The organism is Marinitoga okinawensis, from assembly GCF_055387075.1.
This window is the reverse complement of the sequence record NZ_AP042422.1, coordinates 1,329,826-1,347,158: the sequence shown is the minus strand read 5'-3', so window position 1 is coordinate 1,347,158 and position 17,333 is coordinate 1,329,826. Positions and strand designations below refer to the sequence as shown.

Annotated in this window: 17 protein-coding genes and 1 tRNA gene; 8 read left to right on the top strand and 10 right to left on the bottom strand. The window is 26.9% G+C overall.

Annotation, left to right across the window (positions count from 1 at the left end; translation table 11 throughout):
* Nucleotides 1–15 precede the first annotated feature (15 nt).
* Nucleotides 16–996 (bottom strand): ornithine carbamoyltransferase, encoded by a 981-nt coding sequence (argF, locus tag ACZ5CK_RS06665; protein ID WP_464581056.1) that lies wholly within the window; start codon nt 994–996, stop codon nt 16–18.
* A gap of 213 nt (nt 997–1,209) precedes the next feature.
* Here argF and ACZ5CK_RS06660 point away from each other — a divergent pair, with 213 nt between their 5' ends.
* Together ACZ5CK_RS06660 and rbsK are read left to right on the top strand one after the other, a co-directional pair.
* Nucleotides 1,210–2,271 (top strand): hypothetical protein, encoded by a 1,062-nt coding sequence (locus ACZ5CK_RS06660; protein ID WP_464581054.1) that lies wholly within the window; start codon nt 1,210–1,212, stop codon nt 2,269–2,271.
* Between the two features lie 16 nt (nt 2,272–2,287).
* Nucleotides 2,288–3,205, top strand: coding sequence for a ribokinase (rbsK, locus tag ACZ5CK_RS06655; protein WP_464581053.1), 918 nt, complete (start codon nt 2,288–2,290; stop codon nt 3,203–3,205).
* An 85-nt stretch (nt 3,206–3,290) separates the two neighbouring features.
* On the opposite strand, the gene ACZ5CK_RS06650 is transcribed toward rbsK, so the two are convergent.
* The 5 genes from ACZ5CK_RS06650 to ACZ5CK_RS06630 are packed head-to-tail and all read right to left on the bottom strand — an operon-like array spanning nt 3,291 to nt 9,507.
* Complete coding sequence (locus ACZ5CK_RS06650) at nt 3,291–3,983, bottom strand: hypothetical protein (protein WP_464581052.1); 693 nt, start codon at nt 3,981–3,983, stop codon at nt 3,291–3,293.
* A 9-nt stretch (nt 3,984–3,992) separates the two neighbouring features.
* A complete protein-coding gene (polA, locus tag ACZ5CK_RS06645) occupies nt 3,993–6,674 on the bottom strand; it encodes a DNA polymerase I (protein WP_464581051.1) in 2,682 nt (893 codons plus the stop codon).
* 9 nt (nt 6,675–6,683) lie between these two features.
* Nucleotides 6,684–6,881, bottom strand: a complete 198-nt coding sequence (locus ACZ5CK_RS06640) for a hypothetical protein (protein ID WP_464581050.1) — start codon at nt 6,879–6,881, stop codon at nt 6,684–6,686.
* A 19-nt stretch (nt 6,882–6,900) separates the two neighbouring features.
* On the bottom strand, nt 6,901–7,353 hold the full coding sequence (dtd, locus tag ACZ5CK_RS06635; protein ID WP_464581049.1) for a D-aminoacyl-tRNA deacylase: 453 nt from the start codon (nt 7,351–7,353) through the stop codon (nt 6,901–6,903).
* The gene (locus ACZ5CK_RS06630; RefSeq protein WP_464581048.1) at nt 7,354–9,507 is read right to left on the bottom strand and encodes a RelA/SpoT family protein; all 2,154 of its coding nucleotides are present in this window, start codon (nt 9,505–9,507) and stop codon (nt 7,354–7,356) included.
* A 158-nt stretch (nt 9,508–9,665) separates the two neighbouring features.
* Between ACZ5CK_RS06630 and fabG the strand changes: the two genes are divergently transcribed.
* The 6 genes from fabG (at nt 9,666) to ACZ5CK_RS06600 (ending at nt 14,270) form a co-directional block, all read left to right on the top strand.
* On the top strand, nt 9,666–10,415 hold the full coding sequence (gene fabG / locus ACZ5CK_RS06625) for a 3-oxoacyl-[acyl-carrier-protein] reductase (protein WP_464581047.1): 750 nt from the start codon (nt 9,666–9,668) through the stop codon (nt 10,413–10,415).
* Complete coding sequence (locus ACZ5CK_RS06620) at nt 10,415–11,347, top strand: radical SAM protein (protein WP_464581046.1); 933 nt, start codon at nt 10,415–10,417, stop codon at nt 11,345–11,347. Before fabG ends, ACZ5CK_RS06620 begins: the two co-directional genes overlap by 1 nt.
* A 1-nt stretch (nt 11,348) precedes the next feature.
* Entirely contained in the window at nt 11,349–13,001 is a 1,653-nt protein-coding gene (locus tag ACZ5CK_RS06615) for a sigma-54 interaction domain-containing protein (RefSeq protein ID WP_464581045.1), read from the top strand.
* Nucleotides 13,002–13,015: 14 nt separating this feature from the next.
* On the top strand, nt 13,016–13,468 hold the full coding sequence (gene fliJ, locus ACZ5CK_RS06610; protein ID WP_464581044.1) for a flagellar export protein FliJ: 453 nt from the start codon (nt 13,016–13,018) through the stop codon (nt 13,466–13,468).
* Nucleotides 13,469–13,530: 62 nt separating this feature from the next.
* Nucleotides 13,531–13,607, top strand: a tRNA-Cys gene (locus ACZ5CK_RS06605).
* A gap of 66 nt (nt 13,608–13,673) precedes the next feature.
* A complete protein-coding gene (locus ACZ5CK_RS06600) occupies nt 13,674–14,270 on the top strand; it encodes a LysE family translocator (RefSeq protein ID WP_464581043.1) in 597 nt (198 codons plus the stop codon).
* 40 nt (nt 14,271–14,310) lie between these two features.
* Here ACZ5CK_RS06600 and ACZ5CK_RS06595 read toward each other — a convergent pair whose 3' ends face one another.
* The 4 genes from ACZ5CK_RS06595 to ACZ5CK_RS06580 form a co-directional block, all read right to left on the bottom strand.
* Nucleotides 14,311–15,237, bottom strand: a complete 927-nt coding sequence (locus tag ACZ5CK_RS06595; RefSeq protein ID WP_464581042.1) for a magnesium transporter CorA family protein — start codon at nt 15,235–15,237, stop codon at nt 14,311–14,313.
* A gap of 159 nt (nt 15,238–15,396) precedes the next feature.
* Entirely contained in the window at nt 15,397–16,224 is an 828-nt protein-coding gene (locus ACZ5CK_RS06590; protein ID WP_464581041.1) for a metal ABC transporter permease, read from the bottom strand.
* Entirely contained in the window at nt 16,217–16,957 is a 741-nt protein-coding gene (locus ACZ5CK_RS06585) for a metal ABC transporter ATP-binding protein (protein ID WP_464581040.1), read from the bottom strand. The genes ACZ5CK_RS06590 and ACZ5CK_RS06585 overlap by 8 nt, the downstream gene beginning before the upstream one ends.
* Nucleotides 16,950–17,333 carry a Fur family transcriptional regulator gene (locus tag ACZ5CK_RS06580; RefSeq protein WP_464581038.1) on the bottom strand — a complete coding sequence of 128 codons (384 nt, stop codon included), beginning with the start codon at nt 17,331–17,333 and terminating at the stop codon, nt 16,950–16,952. The genes ACZ5CK_RS06585 and ACZ5CK_RS06580 overlap by 8 nt, the downstream gene beginning before the upstream one ends.

The window sequence follows — 17,333 nt, the reverse complement described above, 5'->3', positions numbered from 1 at the left end:
TCTCCCCCCTTAGTTTTATAATGTAGCTATCATAATAGCTTTTATTGTATGCATTCTGTTTTCAGCTTGATCAAAAACTTTTGAATATCTGCTTCTAAATACTTCATCAGTAACTTCCCTAATATCTAAACCTCTTTCTTTGGCTTCCCTTGCAACGATCGTTTCAAAATCATGGAATGAAGGGAGGCAATGTAAGAATATTACATTTGGATTTTCTGTTCTTTTTATTAAGTCCATATCTACTCTGTATGGAGTTAATAATTCAACTCTTTCAGGCATTTTATCTTCTTCACCCATTGATACCCAAACATCAGTATAAATTACATCTGCACCTTTAACTCCATCTAAATCAGGAGTATATTCTATAACTGCTCCTGTTTCCTTAGCAGTTTCTAAAGCTTCGTTCATCATTTCGTCTGATGGTTTTAATGATTCAGGTCCTACTGCAACATAGTGCATACCTAATTTTGCTGATATTCTCATTAATGTGTTAGCAACGTTATTTCTTGTGTCACCTATAAATGCAACTTTTATTTCATTTAATGGTTTATGAATAAATTCCATCATTGTCATAACATCTGCTAAACCTTGCGTTGGATGGGCCTCATCAGTTAAACCATTCCATACTGGAACTCCTGAGTATTTTGCTAAATCTTCAACTACTTTTTGTTTAAAACCTCTATATTCAATACCATCATACATTCTTCCTAATACTTTAGCTGTATCTTCTATAGATTCTTTTTTACCCATTTGACTATTTGTTAAGAAGGTTACATGTGCTCCCTCATCCAATGCAGCAACTTCAAATGCTGTCCTAGTTCTTGTAGATGTTTTATCAAAAATTAAAACTATATTTTTACCTTTTAATGACTCAGTTCTAATACCTGCTCTTTTTTTGGATTTTAAATTGAAAGCTAAATCTAATAAATATTTTATTTCATCTGGTTTATAATCTTTTAATGATAATAAACTTCTACCTTTTAAATTAATAGGCATATTTTCTCCTCCTTATAATAAAAGTATTAATAGACTGTTTTTATTATACATTTTGTTTTCTATTTCTCAAAACGAAAAATATTTGAAAAAACAGCGAGTATGAAGAAATTTTCATAATTATTCCTTTTTATTGAAAGTATGCGTAAGTATAATTGAGTATGCTTGAGTATGCAATTTTATGTTATAATATAATAAAATATGAGGAGTGATAAAATGAAAAAAAATATATTAATTATAATTATATCATTAATTTTTGTATTTGCGTCATGCACAAAAATAATTTCTAAAGTAGAAGATACCAATTTTTCTGATTTAACTCAAAATCAAAAAGAATTGTTAATAAGGTTAATTGCTACTGGATATAATAAAGGTGGGAATTATACATTTGATAAATTAAAAGAATTGGCAGATACGCCTGGTTATGATTATGACGATAATGTTTTAGAGTTTTATAAATATTTTGTCGGAGAAATAGCAAATACAACAAAAACTAAAAGTTTGTCAGAAGATGTACATTATAATCCTAAAATAAAAGAATACATAAAAAATATTACAGAAAATAATTTTAAAAATAATTCCTCAGACGTATTTTTAATTGATTATTATGATGCAGAAATACCAACAAATTCTACAAAATCTTACTCGAATTTGAATCCAACAAAAATTACATCTTATGAAAAAAGAGATGCCTTAGTAGATAGATTATACAGAAAATTAAAAGAATATTATGATAATTCAAATACTACTTTTAAATTATGGTTCGATTATTACTATCCAGATAAAAGTTTGTCTGATTTAGATATTAAAAAATATTCTGAATATATAGTAGATATAGCTTATACCTATACACATTCAAATATAGAATTAAGTAGATTACATTTTACTTCATCAGAATTATATCCGATGAATATTAAGTTAAATGACATTCCGGTAGAATTGGTCTTAGCTATAATAATGCAAGAATCAAGATTTTTCCCTGGTTCATTTAGAGCAGAAATTGATAATAATGAAAAAATTTATGCATTATCTTTTGGACTTACACATGTTTTAATAGACGCGGATTTCTTATGGATAGCAAATTCAGATGATTCAATTGGAGACGGAAATATTGGAGAAAGAAATTTTGATTTAATATCTTATTTTTATTTAGGAAATAAAAGAAATGAAGAAACATATTTTTCTGATTGGGATTTAGTGACAATAAGGGGATCGATATTATATTCTCTTATAAATTTAGATATGTTATATCAAAAATTGATAAAATACTTTCAATGATTGTGGAGGGGAGAAAATGATAGGTGTTGTAGGAAGCTCTAATATGGATATCGTTTTAACAGTAGAGAAATTTACTAATCCTGGTGAAACACAAAAAGCAATATCTCTTGAATATTTTCCAGGGGGAAAAGGCGCTAATCAGGCTGTTACAGCTGCAAAACTTTCTAAAGAAGAAGTATATTTTTTTACTGCATTAGGAAATGATGATTTTGGTAAGGTTTTATCAAATAATTTTGATAAAATGAAAATAAAGGGATATGTATATACAGATTTACCAACGGGTAGAGCTTATATAGAAGTTACAAAAAATGGAGAAAATAGAATAATAATTTTTGAAGGCGCTAATGGATTTATCACACCTGAAATAGTAGAAAGTAAGATAAATGTTTTGAATGAATATAAGTATTTTTTATTACAAAATGAAATTCCATTTGAAACTTCTTTACATATTGCAAAAACATTAAAATCAAAGAAAAAAATAATAATTTTTGATCCAGCACCAGCACAAAATATTGAAAAAGAAATTTTTGAATATGTTGATTATTTTACTCCAAATGAAGAAGAATTTAAATATTTATCCATGAAATTTTTTAATTTAAACTCAGAGAAAAATCTTAAAGAAACTTTAAGGAAATTCTTTAACTTAGGTATAAAAAATATAATATTGAAACAGGGGGAAAAAGATATAATACTTTATAATAGAAATTCAATTTTAAAAATTCCTGTATTTAAAGTTGATAATGTGGTAGATACAACAGCAGCAGGCGATGTTTTTAATGGTGCTTTAGCTGTAGCATTAGAAGAAGGTAAAAATATTAAAGAAGCAATTCGATTTGCATCTGCAGCAGCAGGAATAGCTATAACAAGAAAGGGTGCTCAATCATCTATTCCTACTAGAGAGGAAGTAGAAGAATTTTTAAAATTAAATAAGTAGGGCTATAAAGCCCTACTTATTTAATTTGTGAACAAATATTTTTCATATTTTTTAGATATATAAAACAAATAGGGGATTTATGACCCTACTTGTTTATTATGGTATAACCTATAAATCCAATGAATAAAGCCAATAATGATAACAAAATATATTTAGTTGCAGTTTTATTGCTTCTATTAACTTCAAAATCGATTTCTTCAGAAAAACTACCTTTTTTATTATATACAATTAAGTCATCTTTATAATATCCATCTGGGTAATTTACTGGGAAATATAATTCATTTTTTCCAGGTTGTATTTGTTTTTCAATGTTTAAATTATTGAATTTTATATAACCATAAGTATTTGAATATAAAAGAATTTTTAAAGTATCATTATACCAATCGTTATTTGGTGATACTTTTTTTGTGTAAGAAATCAATTTAATATTTGGAATAACTTCTTGATCCAATCCAATATTTAATTCTTCATTTTGTAAGAAAAATTCATATTCTTTATCATTATATACTATCTTAATTTTACCAGAACCAGTAATAAATTTTTGATTTTTTGAATAAACAACAAAATCTTCACTATTTATTTTGATTTTTTGAGGATATTGTTTAAAGAAAAAAGTTATTGTTGAGATAGAAGAGTCATCAATATAATGTAATTTAACATATTGACTATATGTCGTATTTGTGCTTCCAAATGTAAAAATAAAACCAAAATTAATGCTAGTATATCCAAAATATGTTATACTGCTAACCAATAATAAAAGTAAAAATATTTTTTTCATTTTTTCGCCTCACTTTGTCCACCTTTCTGATACATTTATATCTACTTTTAGTGGAACATCAAGTGATACAGCATTTTCCATTGTATCTTTAACAATTTTTGAAACTTCATCAACCTTGTCCTTTGGCAACTCTATAACTATTTCATCGTGAACCTGAAGTATCATTTTTGCATATTCTGGTAATCTTTCATTTAATTTTATCATGGCTATTTTCATTATATCAGATGCGGTTCCTTGAATAGGAGTGTTTATTGCTGTTCGTTTTAAGTCGTTTTTATTTAATCTTAGGTTATTTAAAAATCTTTTTCTTCCAAAAATAGTTTCAACATAACCATTTTTTGCTAAATTTGATAAAATTTGTTGTTGATATTCTTCTACTTTTTTATACAATTCAAAATATTTTTTTATAAAAATACCGGCGTCATTAATAGAAACACCAGTTCTTTCTGAAAGACCATAAGAAGAAACACCATAAATTATAGAAAAATTAATCATTTTTCCAATTTGCCTCATTTTATGATCTACTTGACTTTCCGGAACATCAAATAGTTTTGAAGCTGTTATAGTGTGTATATCTAAATCATTTTTAAATGATTCAATTAATACAGGATCTTTACTCATATGTGCTAATACTCTTAATTCTATTTGTGAATAATCAGCACTTAAAAGGACATAACCATCTTTTTCTGCTTTTACAGCATTTCTTATTTTTTCTCCTTCAGCTTCTCTAATAGGTAAATTCTGAAGGTTAGGATCACTACTACTTAATCTACCAGTTGCAGCACCAGTTTGATTAAAAGAAGTATGAACTCTTTTTGTTTTTTTATTAACTAATTTAGGAATTGATTGGATATACGTGGATAAAAGTTTTTGATATTTTCTATAATCTAAAATTTTTTGTATAATAGGATGATCATTTTTCATTTCTTCTAATACTTGAGCATTTGTTGAGAACTGACCACCTTTAGTTTTCCTTTTAGGAATAAGACCCAACTTTTCAAATAAAAGTTCTCTTATTTGTTTTGGAGAATTTGGATTAATATCATATCCAGCTATTTCTTTTATTTCTTGTAATATATTATTTGAAATTTTAGTATATTCTTTTTCTAATTGCTTTAAATATGGTATATCGAAAAATACTCCATTTAATTCCATTTTTGCTAAAACCGGAATTAATGGATTTTCTATATCAAACATAACTTTTTCTAATTCAAATTCATAGATTTTAGGTCTTAAAACATGAAAAAGTCTTAATGTAATATCTGCATCTTCCCCAGAATATTCAGCAACTTTGTTTGGATCAATGTCTTTTAATGTATTTGCAAAAAGAGTATTGTTTACAACTTCATCATATTTTATGGTTTCATAATTTAAGTATTTTTTTGCAAGATCATCCATATTAAATCTTCGTGAATCAGGCGAAACCAGGTAAGCAGCTATCATTGTATCAAAATATGGAACTTTAAAATCGAAACCATATATTTTCATAACAGACAAATCATATTTTAGATTTTGACCTATTAAATCTTTATTTTTTAATATATTCCATAATTCAGATAATATTTTTATTTTTTTATCATAAGATTCATTAGATATATCAATATAATATCCTTTTTTAGGTTCAAAGGCTATAGCGATACCCAAAATTTCAGCTTGATATGGATCTATAGATGTGGTTTCTAAATCGAATGATATGATATTTTGATTTTTCAATTTTTCGAAAAATTCTGGCAAATCTTTTTCATATAATAGTTCATAATTGCCTTTTCCAGATAAATCATCTATTTCTGGTAAACTTTCAACTTTAACTAATTTCTTTTGTTCTTTTAAACCTAACTCCTTTAGAATTGATCTAAACTCAAATTTATTTAATAAATTTTCTAAATTTTCGTTAAATCCTCTATATATATATTCTTCCCAATTAATATCTAAAGGAACATCTGTAACAAGTTGAACCAATTTTTTGCTTAAAAAGGCCATTTCTTTTCCATTTTCTAATTTTTTTTGAATAGATTTCGTAGTATTTCTAATATTTTTATATATTTCTTCTAAAGATCCATATTCTTTTATTAGTTTTGTAGCAGTTTTTTCACCAATACCTTTTACTCCTGGTATATTATCTGCAGTGTCGCCTGTTAAAGCTAAAAAATCTTGTATTTTTTCAGGACCAAATCCATATTTTTCATAAACTTTTTTTATATCATATTCTATGATATCTGTTATACCTCGGCCAATTCTAAGCATTTTGATGTTATCATTTACTAATTGCATTAAATCTTTATCGGAGGATAATATATAAACTTGGTTAAATTTATTTTCACCTGTTAAAGCTAAAGTAGCAATGACATCATCCGCTTCAAAGCCCTCTTCGGCTATTGTTTTGATTCCTAATGCGTTGACAATTTCTAAGATATATGGGATTTGATCTTTAAAAATTTTTGGTGTTTCTGGCCTATTAGCTTTATAGCTTTCAAGAAGTTTATGCCTATAAGTTACAGTTTTTTTATCCATTACAAATATAATAGCATCTTCATTTTTGGTAACATATTTTTCTAATATTTTTAGAATCATTTTAGTGACTCCATATATAGCATTTGTAGGAATTCCAGTAGAAGTTTTTAATCCTGGATCCAATGCAAAAAAAGCCCTATATGCGACACCACTTCCATCTATTAAATATAGATTTCTCATTATCTCCCTCTATTCTGCTCTAACATATTTTTTTGTTCCATCAGGCATTTTAAATTTTACAACTATACCTTTTGCTGGTTTAATTTCACCTCTATATATTTTATTAATGTTTTGTGGAGTAATTCCATATTGAGCACCTTCAGAGCTGATGTGTGCATCAAATGGATGTTCTGAATATACGAATACAGTTACTTCTACCTCTTTCATAATAACACCTCCAAATTTTTTAGAATGTCTTTTCTGAATCCAATAATAGTGTTACCGGGCCATCGTTTATCAAATTAACCTCCATATCAGCTTGGAAAATACCTTTTTGCACATTTAAATTATATTTTTCTTCTAAATATATCATAAATTTCTCATAAAACTCTTTACCTTTTTCTGGTGAAGCAGCGGTAGAATAAGACGGTCTTCTGCCTTTTCTGCAATCGCCGTATAGTGTGAATTGGGATACTACTAAAATTTCACCTTTTACATCTAATAAAGATAGATTCATTTTTTCATCTTCATCTTCAAAAATTCTCAGGTTAACAATTTTATCAGCTAACCATTCTATATCTTTTTGTGTATCATTTTGTCCAACACCTAATAATACTAATATTCCTTTTCCAATTTTACCAACAGTTTTTCCATCAACATCAACATGTGCTTTTTTAACTCTTTGAACAACTGCTCTCATCTAACTCCTCCTTACACTATATACTCCTTTAATACTTTTTATAGCTGTTAATACCCTCATTAAATGTTGTACATCTTTAACTGCTAAACGCATTTTTAAATCTATTCTATCAATTTTTCTGGTGGTTTCGTACATTTCAATATATGCCTTTTCCATTTTTACTTTCTTTCTTATTTCATCTAAAACAGATTTATTTTCCATTTCAATAAGCAGATGAGTAACAAATTTTGAGTTTTCAATATCATCAGTTATCCAGGATACGTTAACTATGCGTGACTGGGGGACTTCTTTGATATTCATACAATTTCTTCTATGTATTCCAATACCTTTTCTGCTAACTATTCCAATTATGTCATCACCTAAAACAGGATTACAACATTTAGCAAAATAGACGTCAATTCCATCTTGACCATCTACTATAACCCCGATACCTTTTCTTTTATAAGTGATTTTAGATTGTTCAAAATGTTTTTGATTATCCTCAGGAAAATCTTTCTTTTCAAATAATTTATATATTTCTTTTGGATTGAGATCGCCAAAACCAAGTCTTATGTATAGCTCATCTTCATTTTTTATTTTATTTTTTTCACAAAAAACTTGATTATTTTTTATTTCGTGAATAAGATTATCTATAGACATGTTTAAGTCTTTTGCAATATCTCTTAATTTATCTCTACCTTTATCTTCTAAATTCTTTTCATTTTTTAATCTGTAATATCTTTTTATTTTGTGTTTTGTTCTTGAAGATTTTGCATATTTTAACCAATCGATACTTGGACCAGAACTATTTCTGTTAACAATTATTTCAACAATGTCACCGTTTTTTAATTCGTAACTAATTGGAACGATTTTGCCATTAACTTTTGCGCCAGCAAAATGATTTCCAACATTTGTATGTATGGCGTAAGCAAAATCTATAGGAGTAGCACCATATGGTAAATGTAAAATTTCTCCTTTAGGAGTAAAAACAAAAACTTCGTGGGCTTGTAATTCTTCTTCGATTTCATTGATATTAAAAGCTGATTGAGCAATTTCTTTGTGTAAATCCATTAATCTTTTTACAAAATATAATTTTTTGGAGTCAATTCCTTCTTTGTAAGCCCAATGTGCAGCTAAACCAAATTCACTTTCTTCATGCATTTCCCAATCTCTTATTTGAATTTCTAGTGTCTCACCTTTATTTGTGATAACTGTGGTGTGTATAGATCTATATCCATTAGATTTTGGAACAGCAATATAATCTTTTATTCTTCCAGGGACTGGTCTCCAAACCGAGTGAACAACACCTAAAGCGGCATAACAAGCAGTTGGGGATTCAGTTATAATTCTTAATGCAATAAAATCATATATTTCATCAAAACTTTTATTTTTTCTGAGCATTTTTTCCCAAATGCTATATAAATGTTTAGTTCTCCCTTGAAGAGTAGCTTTAATATTATTTTTTTCTAATTGTTCTGAAATAATCTTTTTGTAATCTTCCATTCTATCATGTACATTTAATACTTTTTCTTCTAATTTTTTCTTTAAATCCTCATAGGCTTCTGGATACAAGTATTTAAAAGATAAATCTTCTAATTCTGCTTTGATTTTGTGAATACCTAATCTATGTGCAATAGGTGCATATATTTTAAGTGTTTCTTGGGATTTTATAATTTGTTTCTTATGTGGGACATATTGTAGCGTTCTCATGTTATGTAACCTATCTGAAAGTTTTACTATAATTACTCTAATATCATTTGACATAGCGAGAAGCATTTTTCTTAAAGTTTCAATTTTTTCAAAAGATTTCATATCTACTTTATTTAATTTTTCATTTAATTTCAAATTACTTATTTTAGTAACACCATCAACTATTCTAGCAATGTTAGTACCAAACTCATTTTCGATTTTTTCTATTGGAACATCACAATCTTCTACTACATCATGTAATAAAGCGGATGCAATACTTTCAATATCCATTTTTAGTTCAGCTAATATTTTTGAAACAGCTTTTGGATGCTCAAAAAAAGGCTCACCAGAAGCTCTCATTTGACCATTATGAGCTTCTTTTGCTAAGAAATAAGCTTTTTTTAAAATTTCTATTTCAGAATTTTCCAGCTTTCTATTTAGAATATTTTCTATCTCATTTAAATATTCTTTGAATTCTTGTTCCATTAATCCACATCCTTTCGTTTAAATTATATCATAAAAGCGCTTTTAAATGAAATTAAATGTCCAAATTATGAAATATCGCCTTTGCTAAATATAGGAAGATTATGGTATAATTTTGATATAATATTTATATCTAAAAAACTTGAAATGGAGGATGAAAAATGAAATTAAAAGATAAAATATGTATTGTAACTGGTGCAAATAGAGGAATTGGAAAAGAGATAAGTAAAAAATTTGTTGAAGAAGGTGCTACAGTCTTAGGTTTTGCAAGAAATATTGAAGCTTTGAATAAAGTTGAAGAAGAATTGAATTCACTAAAAAAGGGGATTTTTAAAGGTTATAAAGTTGATGTTTCCAATGCAGAAGAAATAAATAATACAGTAAAAATAATAGCTAAAGAATATAAAAGGATAGATGTTTTAGTTAATAATGCAGGTGTAACAAAAGATACATTATTACTTCTTATGAAAGAAGAAGAATTTGATTTTGTTATAAATGTTAATTTAAAAGGTGTATTTTTGGTTACAAAAGCTGTTGCTAAAATTATGAGAAAGCAAAAAGAGGGTTCAATTATCAATATTTCAAGTGTAGTTGGTTTAGATGGCAATATTGGACAAACCAACTACTCTGCAAGTAAGGCTGGAGTAATTGGTATGACGAAGACATGGGCTAAAGAATTGACTATGAAAGGGGAACAAATAAGAGTTAACGCTGTAGCTCCAGGATTTATAGAAACAGATATGACTAAAGATTTAAATGAAGAATTTAAAGAAGCTGCATTGCAAAGAATTCTTTTGAAACGTATGGGGTCACCAGAAGAAGTTGCAAAGGTAGTTTTATTTTTAGCATCTGATGATTCTTCATATGTAACCGGACAAGTTATAAGAATAGATGGAGGTCTTTCATTGTAATGGGTGAATATATACCTAATTACATTAAATTGTATGAATCTGGAAAATTACATCGAAGGCGAGACTTACTATATGAAAAATTGAAAGCATGTGATTTATGTCCAAAAAAATGCATGGCTAATAGGCATAAAAATTTAGGTGTATGTAGAGTAGGAGATAAAATAAAAATTTCTGAATTTGTATTGTATAAAGGTGAAGAGCCACCATTGGTTGGTGATACAGGAGCTGGAGGGGTTTTCTTTAGTAATTGTGTAATGAAATGTGTTTATTGTCAAAATTTTAATTTCTCGCAAAAAGGTTTTGGAAAAGAAATTTCTGTAGAAGATTTAGCAAATAAATTTATATGGTTGCAAAATGAAAAAAAAGTTCAAAATATTGATTTAGTTACTTCTACACCGTATTTGCCATTTATTTTTGATGCATTAATAATAGCAATTAAAAAAGGATTAAGAGTTCCTCTTGTTTGGAATACTTCGTCTTATGAAACTATAGAAACACTGAAAATATTGGATGGAGTTATAGATATATATTTAGCTGATATAAGATACACTACAGAATACGCATCTAGTAGATATTCCAAAACGCCAGACTATTGGGAATATGCTCAAAAAGCCATCAAAGAAATGTATAAACAAACAAAAGGAAATTATATATTTGAAAATGATGTAATGAAAAAAGGTTTAATAATTAGAATATTAGTTTTACCAAATAATACAGATGAGGCAAAAGCAGCATTGAGATTTATTTCGAAAATTGATAAAAATATTTTAATTAGTCTTATGGATCAATATGTTCCAGTTTATAAAGCTAATGAATATCCTGAAATAAATAGGATCTTAAAAAAGACAGAATACGATAAAGTAGTGGATTTGATGTTAGAATTAGATTTAAAAGGATGGATTCAAGAACATAAATTAATAGAAGGTGATTGATATGAAGAATGAAGAAATGATTATGAGAATATTAGATGATATTCAAGAGGCTGTAATTTTAATAAACGAAAATGAAGAAATAATTTTTTTAAATAATTCAGCATCTAATATATTAAATATACCAAAAGAAAAAGTGTTACATACAAAAGTAACAGATACTATAACTGATACCAGACTTCATATAGTTTTAAAAACTGGAATACCAGAGTTGGATAGAATTCAAAATTTAGGTAAGAAAGTTATAGTAACTTCTAGATTTCCTATAAAAAATGAAAATGGAGAAATAATAGGAGCTGCAGCTATATTTAGGGATGTTACAAGCATTCAGAAACTTGCAGAAGAAGTAACTAATTTAAGAGAATTAGAATCATTATTAAGAGCAATAATAGACTCTACCTATGATGCTATATCTGTTGCTGATGAAGAAGGAAGAATAGTAATGGTTAATAAGGCATATACAAAAGTTACAGGATTATCTCCAAAAGAGGTAGTTGGTAAATTAGCCTCATATGATATTGCTGAAGGTCATGAAAGTATGCATATAAAATGTGCAAGAGAAAAAGAACCAATATTAAATGTTAAAACTAAATTGTCTACAAACAAAAAAGAAGTATTAATTAATGTTAATCCGATATTTGTTAAAGGTGAATTTAAAGGTAGTGTTGGGGTTATCCATGATATATCTGAAATAGAAAGATTAATTAGAGAATTAGAAGCAACAAAAAGATTATTAAAAAAAGATCAGGCTAAATATGATTTTGAAGATATAACTTGTGAATCTGAAATAATGAAAAATGTTGTATTTCAAGCTAAAAAAGCAGCAAATACAAATGTAAATATATTGCTATATGGAGAGCCTGGTTCTGGAAAAGAGATATTAGCTCAAGCTATACATAACTATAGCAAAAGAAGAAATGAACCTTTTGTATCAGTAAATCTATTATTACTTGATGAAAAAAAGCAATTAGAAATATTATTTGAAAATAAAGAAAATTTATTCTTAAGAGCGGACAATGGAACCCTGTTTATTGATAATACATATCTTATGAGTCCTAAAGTTCAAGAATTAATATTAGAATATTTAAATGAAGGAAGTATATATTATAAGAAGAAGAAAATAGTTTCTAATGCAAAAATAATTTTTGCAACTCCAGAAAATTTAAAAGAATTAATGTCATTAGGAAAATTTTCAAGAGAACTTTATTATAAAATTTCTGTTGTAACTATAGAAGTTCCACCTTTAAGAGAAAGAAGAGAAGATATTCCAAAGATGGCGATGCAAATATTACATATATTAAATCAAAAGCATGAGAAGGTAGTTTTTAATATATCAGAAGATGCAATGAATATTTTAAAAGAATATGATTGGCCAGGAAATATTAGAGAATTAGAAAATGTTCTTGATAGAGCATTGATGAATCTTTCGCAATCAGATACAATGATAACTTCAAGACATTTACCAGATTTAAAGGTTAATGAAAATGGAAAAAATAAATTAAACGGCACATTAAAAGAAATTTTAGAGCAATATGAAAAATATATAATAATAGAAACTTTAAAGGAATTTCAAGGAAATAAAACTGCTACGGCTAAAAAATTAGGGCTTACAGTTAGAAATCTTTATTATAAACTTGAAAAACTTGGTTTAAAATAAAAGGTGATTATATAATGAGATTTCATTTTAATTTGGAAAGATTAAAGAATTTGAGGGAAAGATTAGAAGAAGATGCTAAAAGAATTTTTCTGGAAGCAACCGCTGAAAGAATAAAAGCAGAAAACGCTCTTGTTGAAATTAATAAAAAAATCAAGGATGAGAATAACAGATATTTATATGAGATTTCAAACAATTTAATTAATATTCAAGAAATACAACAATGGCGTTCATATCTGGAATCCTTAGAAAAAGAAAGGATTAGATTAGGTGAAGTTTATAGACAAAAAGTAGCAATAGAAGAAGAAAAAAGGCAAAATTATTTAGAGGCTCGTAAAGAAAGATTAATACTGGAAAAATTAAAAGAAAGAAAATTTGAAGAATACAAAATTGAATTTCAAAGAGAAGAAAATAGAAATCTTGACGAAATAGGTATTCAAATGTTTTATAGAAAAAAAGATGAAATTTAAACAAATTTTATATTTTCTTCTATATACCTTAATAATATTTATGGTATAATAGTTGCGGTTAAGGCAACGTAGCCAAGGGGTCTAAGGCGGCGGTCTGCAAAATCGCTATTCGTGGGTTCAAATCCCACCGTTGCCTCCAATACTCCCGGTTTTTCCGGGAGTTTTTTTATGGTATAATATAAAAAATGGAATTAGGGGGATATATATGGATTGGTTAGTTTTTTTATCTTTTACATTTGTAGCTGTAATTACGCCAGGTCCCAATAATATTCTTTCAATGGCAAATTCTAATAAATTTGGATATAAAAAAACTATACCTTTTTTATTGGGAGTTGCAGTAGGGTTTGGATTTTTAGTTTTGTTTAGTGGTTTGTTTAATAAAGTTTTGTTTGAAATAATGCCAAAAATCCGTGTTGTTATGGGTATTATAGGTTTTACATATATGCTCTATTTAGCATATGTTTTGTTAAAAAGTTTAAATCATAGTAATGAAAAAGAAGAAGCTTTGAGTTCTGCATCTTTTAAAACCGGAGTTATAATGCAATACATAAATCCCAAAGCAATATTATTTGCTATTACAGTTACAGGAAATTTTATAGTTCCAGCTTATGATTCTGTTTTTATGTTGATAAATATGTCTATTTTTTTAGGGATAGTAGCTTATTTTGGAACGTCAGTTTGGGCTTTAATGGGAAGTGCATTAAATATGTTCTTATCTAAATATGAAAAAAGTTTTAATATAATAATGTCTCTTTTATTAGTATATACAGCTATATCGATATTAAAATCTGCATTTCATTAAAAAAGAACTTCCAATAACGGAAGTTCTTTTTTTATAAATATTATAACCATTTTTTTCCTTTAAACCATAAATATGTCATTATCATAATTATAATAGAAGAAATAATTATATTTATATAAGTTAAAGGATTTTGTTGAAAAGGGAGTTTTACATTCATTCCATAAAAACTGGTTAGTATAGTCGGTACTTGTAGTAATATAGTAACAACTGTCAATACCTTCATAACGATATTTAAATTATTTGATATAACAGAAGCGTATGCATCCATCATTCCTGATAGGATATTGCTATATATATTAGTAACTTCAATGGCCTGCCTATTTTCAATTAAAGTGTCTTCTAACAAATCTTCATCATCTTCATATAATTCAAGTATTTTTCCCTTTAAAAGTTTTTCCATCATTATTTCATTAGACCTTAATGATGTAGTGAAGTACACTAAACTTTTCTCAAGATACATCAATGTTTCTAATTCATTATTTTTCATTGATTTATGCAATTCTTCTTCTATTAAATCAATAGTTTTATTTATTTCTTTTAAGTAGTCTAAAAACAATTTTGCGTTTTTAAAGAAGATTTGAAAAATCATTTTGCTTTTTTTGTGTGGATTTAATAAACTTGTTTCTATCATTTTTTCTATAAAATCTATATTTTGTTTCATTGATAACAAAATGAAATTTTTACCAATGATGATACCCAACGATACGGTTTTATAAGGTATTTTTTCATCTTCTTCATTTCTCATAGGAACCTTTAAAATTAATAAAATTGTATCTTCATCAACTTCTATACGGGCTCTTTCATCTTCATCTAAAGAATCAGCTATAAAATCTGGATCAAAGTTTAATAAACTTGATAACATATGTATTTCATCAGATGATGGATTAACCACTTTTATAAGTGCATCTTGAGAAAAGCTTTTTGTCTCCACTAATTTATGTTCTATTCTGTTGTAAAATTTTACCATATTATCTCCTCCTCTTCTTTGTTATGGCGGTCTAGACAACGGATCTTCACTACAACTAAAATAATCCATAAAACTCACCTCTCTTTTTCATTGGGATAAAATTCCTATTAACTACATAATTATATCATAATATTTTGTTGTTTTTATATGTTAAAAAAACTAACTATTTTTTTTAACATATATTTTGTTTTTTAAGTAACTTATTATATATGCACCTAAAAATAATGAAAATAATGTTACAACAATAGATGGTCCAGGTGGAATATCAAGATAATAAGCAATTATTATGCCCAAAAATCCTGATAAAGTACCTACAATACTAGAAATTATCAACATTTGATTTAGTGAATTTGCAAAAAGCTTTGCGATTACACCAGGAGTTATTAAAAGTGATGTAACAAGAATTATCCCAATTATTTTTACAGAAGTTACTACAACAATTGATACAATAACTAAAAAAATATAATTGATAAAGTTAACTGGGACACCAAAGTTTCTTGCCATTTTTGAGTTGTAGGTATAATATTTTAATTCTTTATTAAATAAAATAATTATTGATAAAATAATAAGAGAAACAACAGATAAAATTTTGACGTCATTAAAATTAACCATTAGTATATCTCCAAATAAATAGCTTGTTATTTCAGGAGTATATCCGGGTTTTAAATATAAAAATATTACACCTAAAGCCATTGAAAAAGATAATAACATACCAATTACACTATTTTCATTTACTCTATCTTTTTTGCTAATAAAATATATTGTTGTCCCAAAAAGAACAGCTGTAATAATGCTTACAGTATCAATATTTAAATTTAAAAGAATGGCTAATGCTATGCCGCCAAAGGCGGTATGTGCAGCGCCTTCGCCTATAAACTCCATTTTCTTTAATACTATATAATTTGATAATAATGAAGCACTAAATCCAGCTAATACAGAAGCTAAAATAGCATATATCATAAAATCATATGAAAATAATTCAATCATTTCTGCTCACCACTTTCAATGGTTTATTTATATGAACTAATAATTCTAATTCTTCTGAGTAAATTTTCTTTAGATCGTCAGCAGTCATATCCATAGCATTTTTGTGACAATGTAAAGTTTTATTTAAACACATAATTGTATTAGCTTTTTTTACAACCATTGATATATCATGACTTATAAGAATTATTGTCATACCTTTTTTATTTAATTCCTCTAATATGGTATAAATTTTCACTTGAGCTTTGCTATCGACACCAGCTTCTGGTTCATCTAAGATTAAAATGTCGGGATCACTTACAAGAGCTCTGGCTAAACTAAGTCTTTGATATTCACCACCTGAGAGTTTTCCTACTTTTCTATTATATAAGTAATCAATTCCGAGCATTTTCATAGTGCTTTTTGCTTTCTCATAATGTTCTTTTTTGAATCTTTTAAATAGTCCGAGTTCTTTATACATACCCATCAAGACTACTTCAAAAGCTCTTATTGGAAAAGATTTGTCAAATTCATCTTTTTGAGGGACATATCCAATTTTTCCATTTATTTCAATTTTTCCTGTGTAATTTTCAATTTCACCAATCAAAGTTTTAATAAGAGTAGATTTACCAGCACCATTAGGTCCTATTATTCCTACAAAATCATTTTCATAAACATCAAAAGTAATAAATTTAAGAATTTCATTATCCTCAACTTTATAATTCAAATTTTTAACAGAAATCATTTTTTTACGCATTTTTGTCACCTTCTTTTTGGCATTCGCTACAAATTCCTTCAAAATATAGAATATGGTCGGTGATTTTAAAATCAATATTTTTTTCAATGTATTCTTTAAACTGTTTTTCAAAACATAAATTTAAACGTTCAAACTTTTTACATTTAATACAATAAATAAAATGATAATGACCCTTTGGTTTATAATAGTAAGTTATTTTATCTGAAAACACTATAGACTTTAAAATATTTTCTTTTTCAAAAAAATTCAAATTTCTATAGATCGTAGAAAGATCGTATTCATTATTTAGAAGATTATATATTTCCTCGGCGTTTAAGGGATGATCTATTTTTTCATATAAATTTAAGATATCTCTTCTTGGTCTGGTTAACTTCAT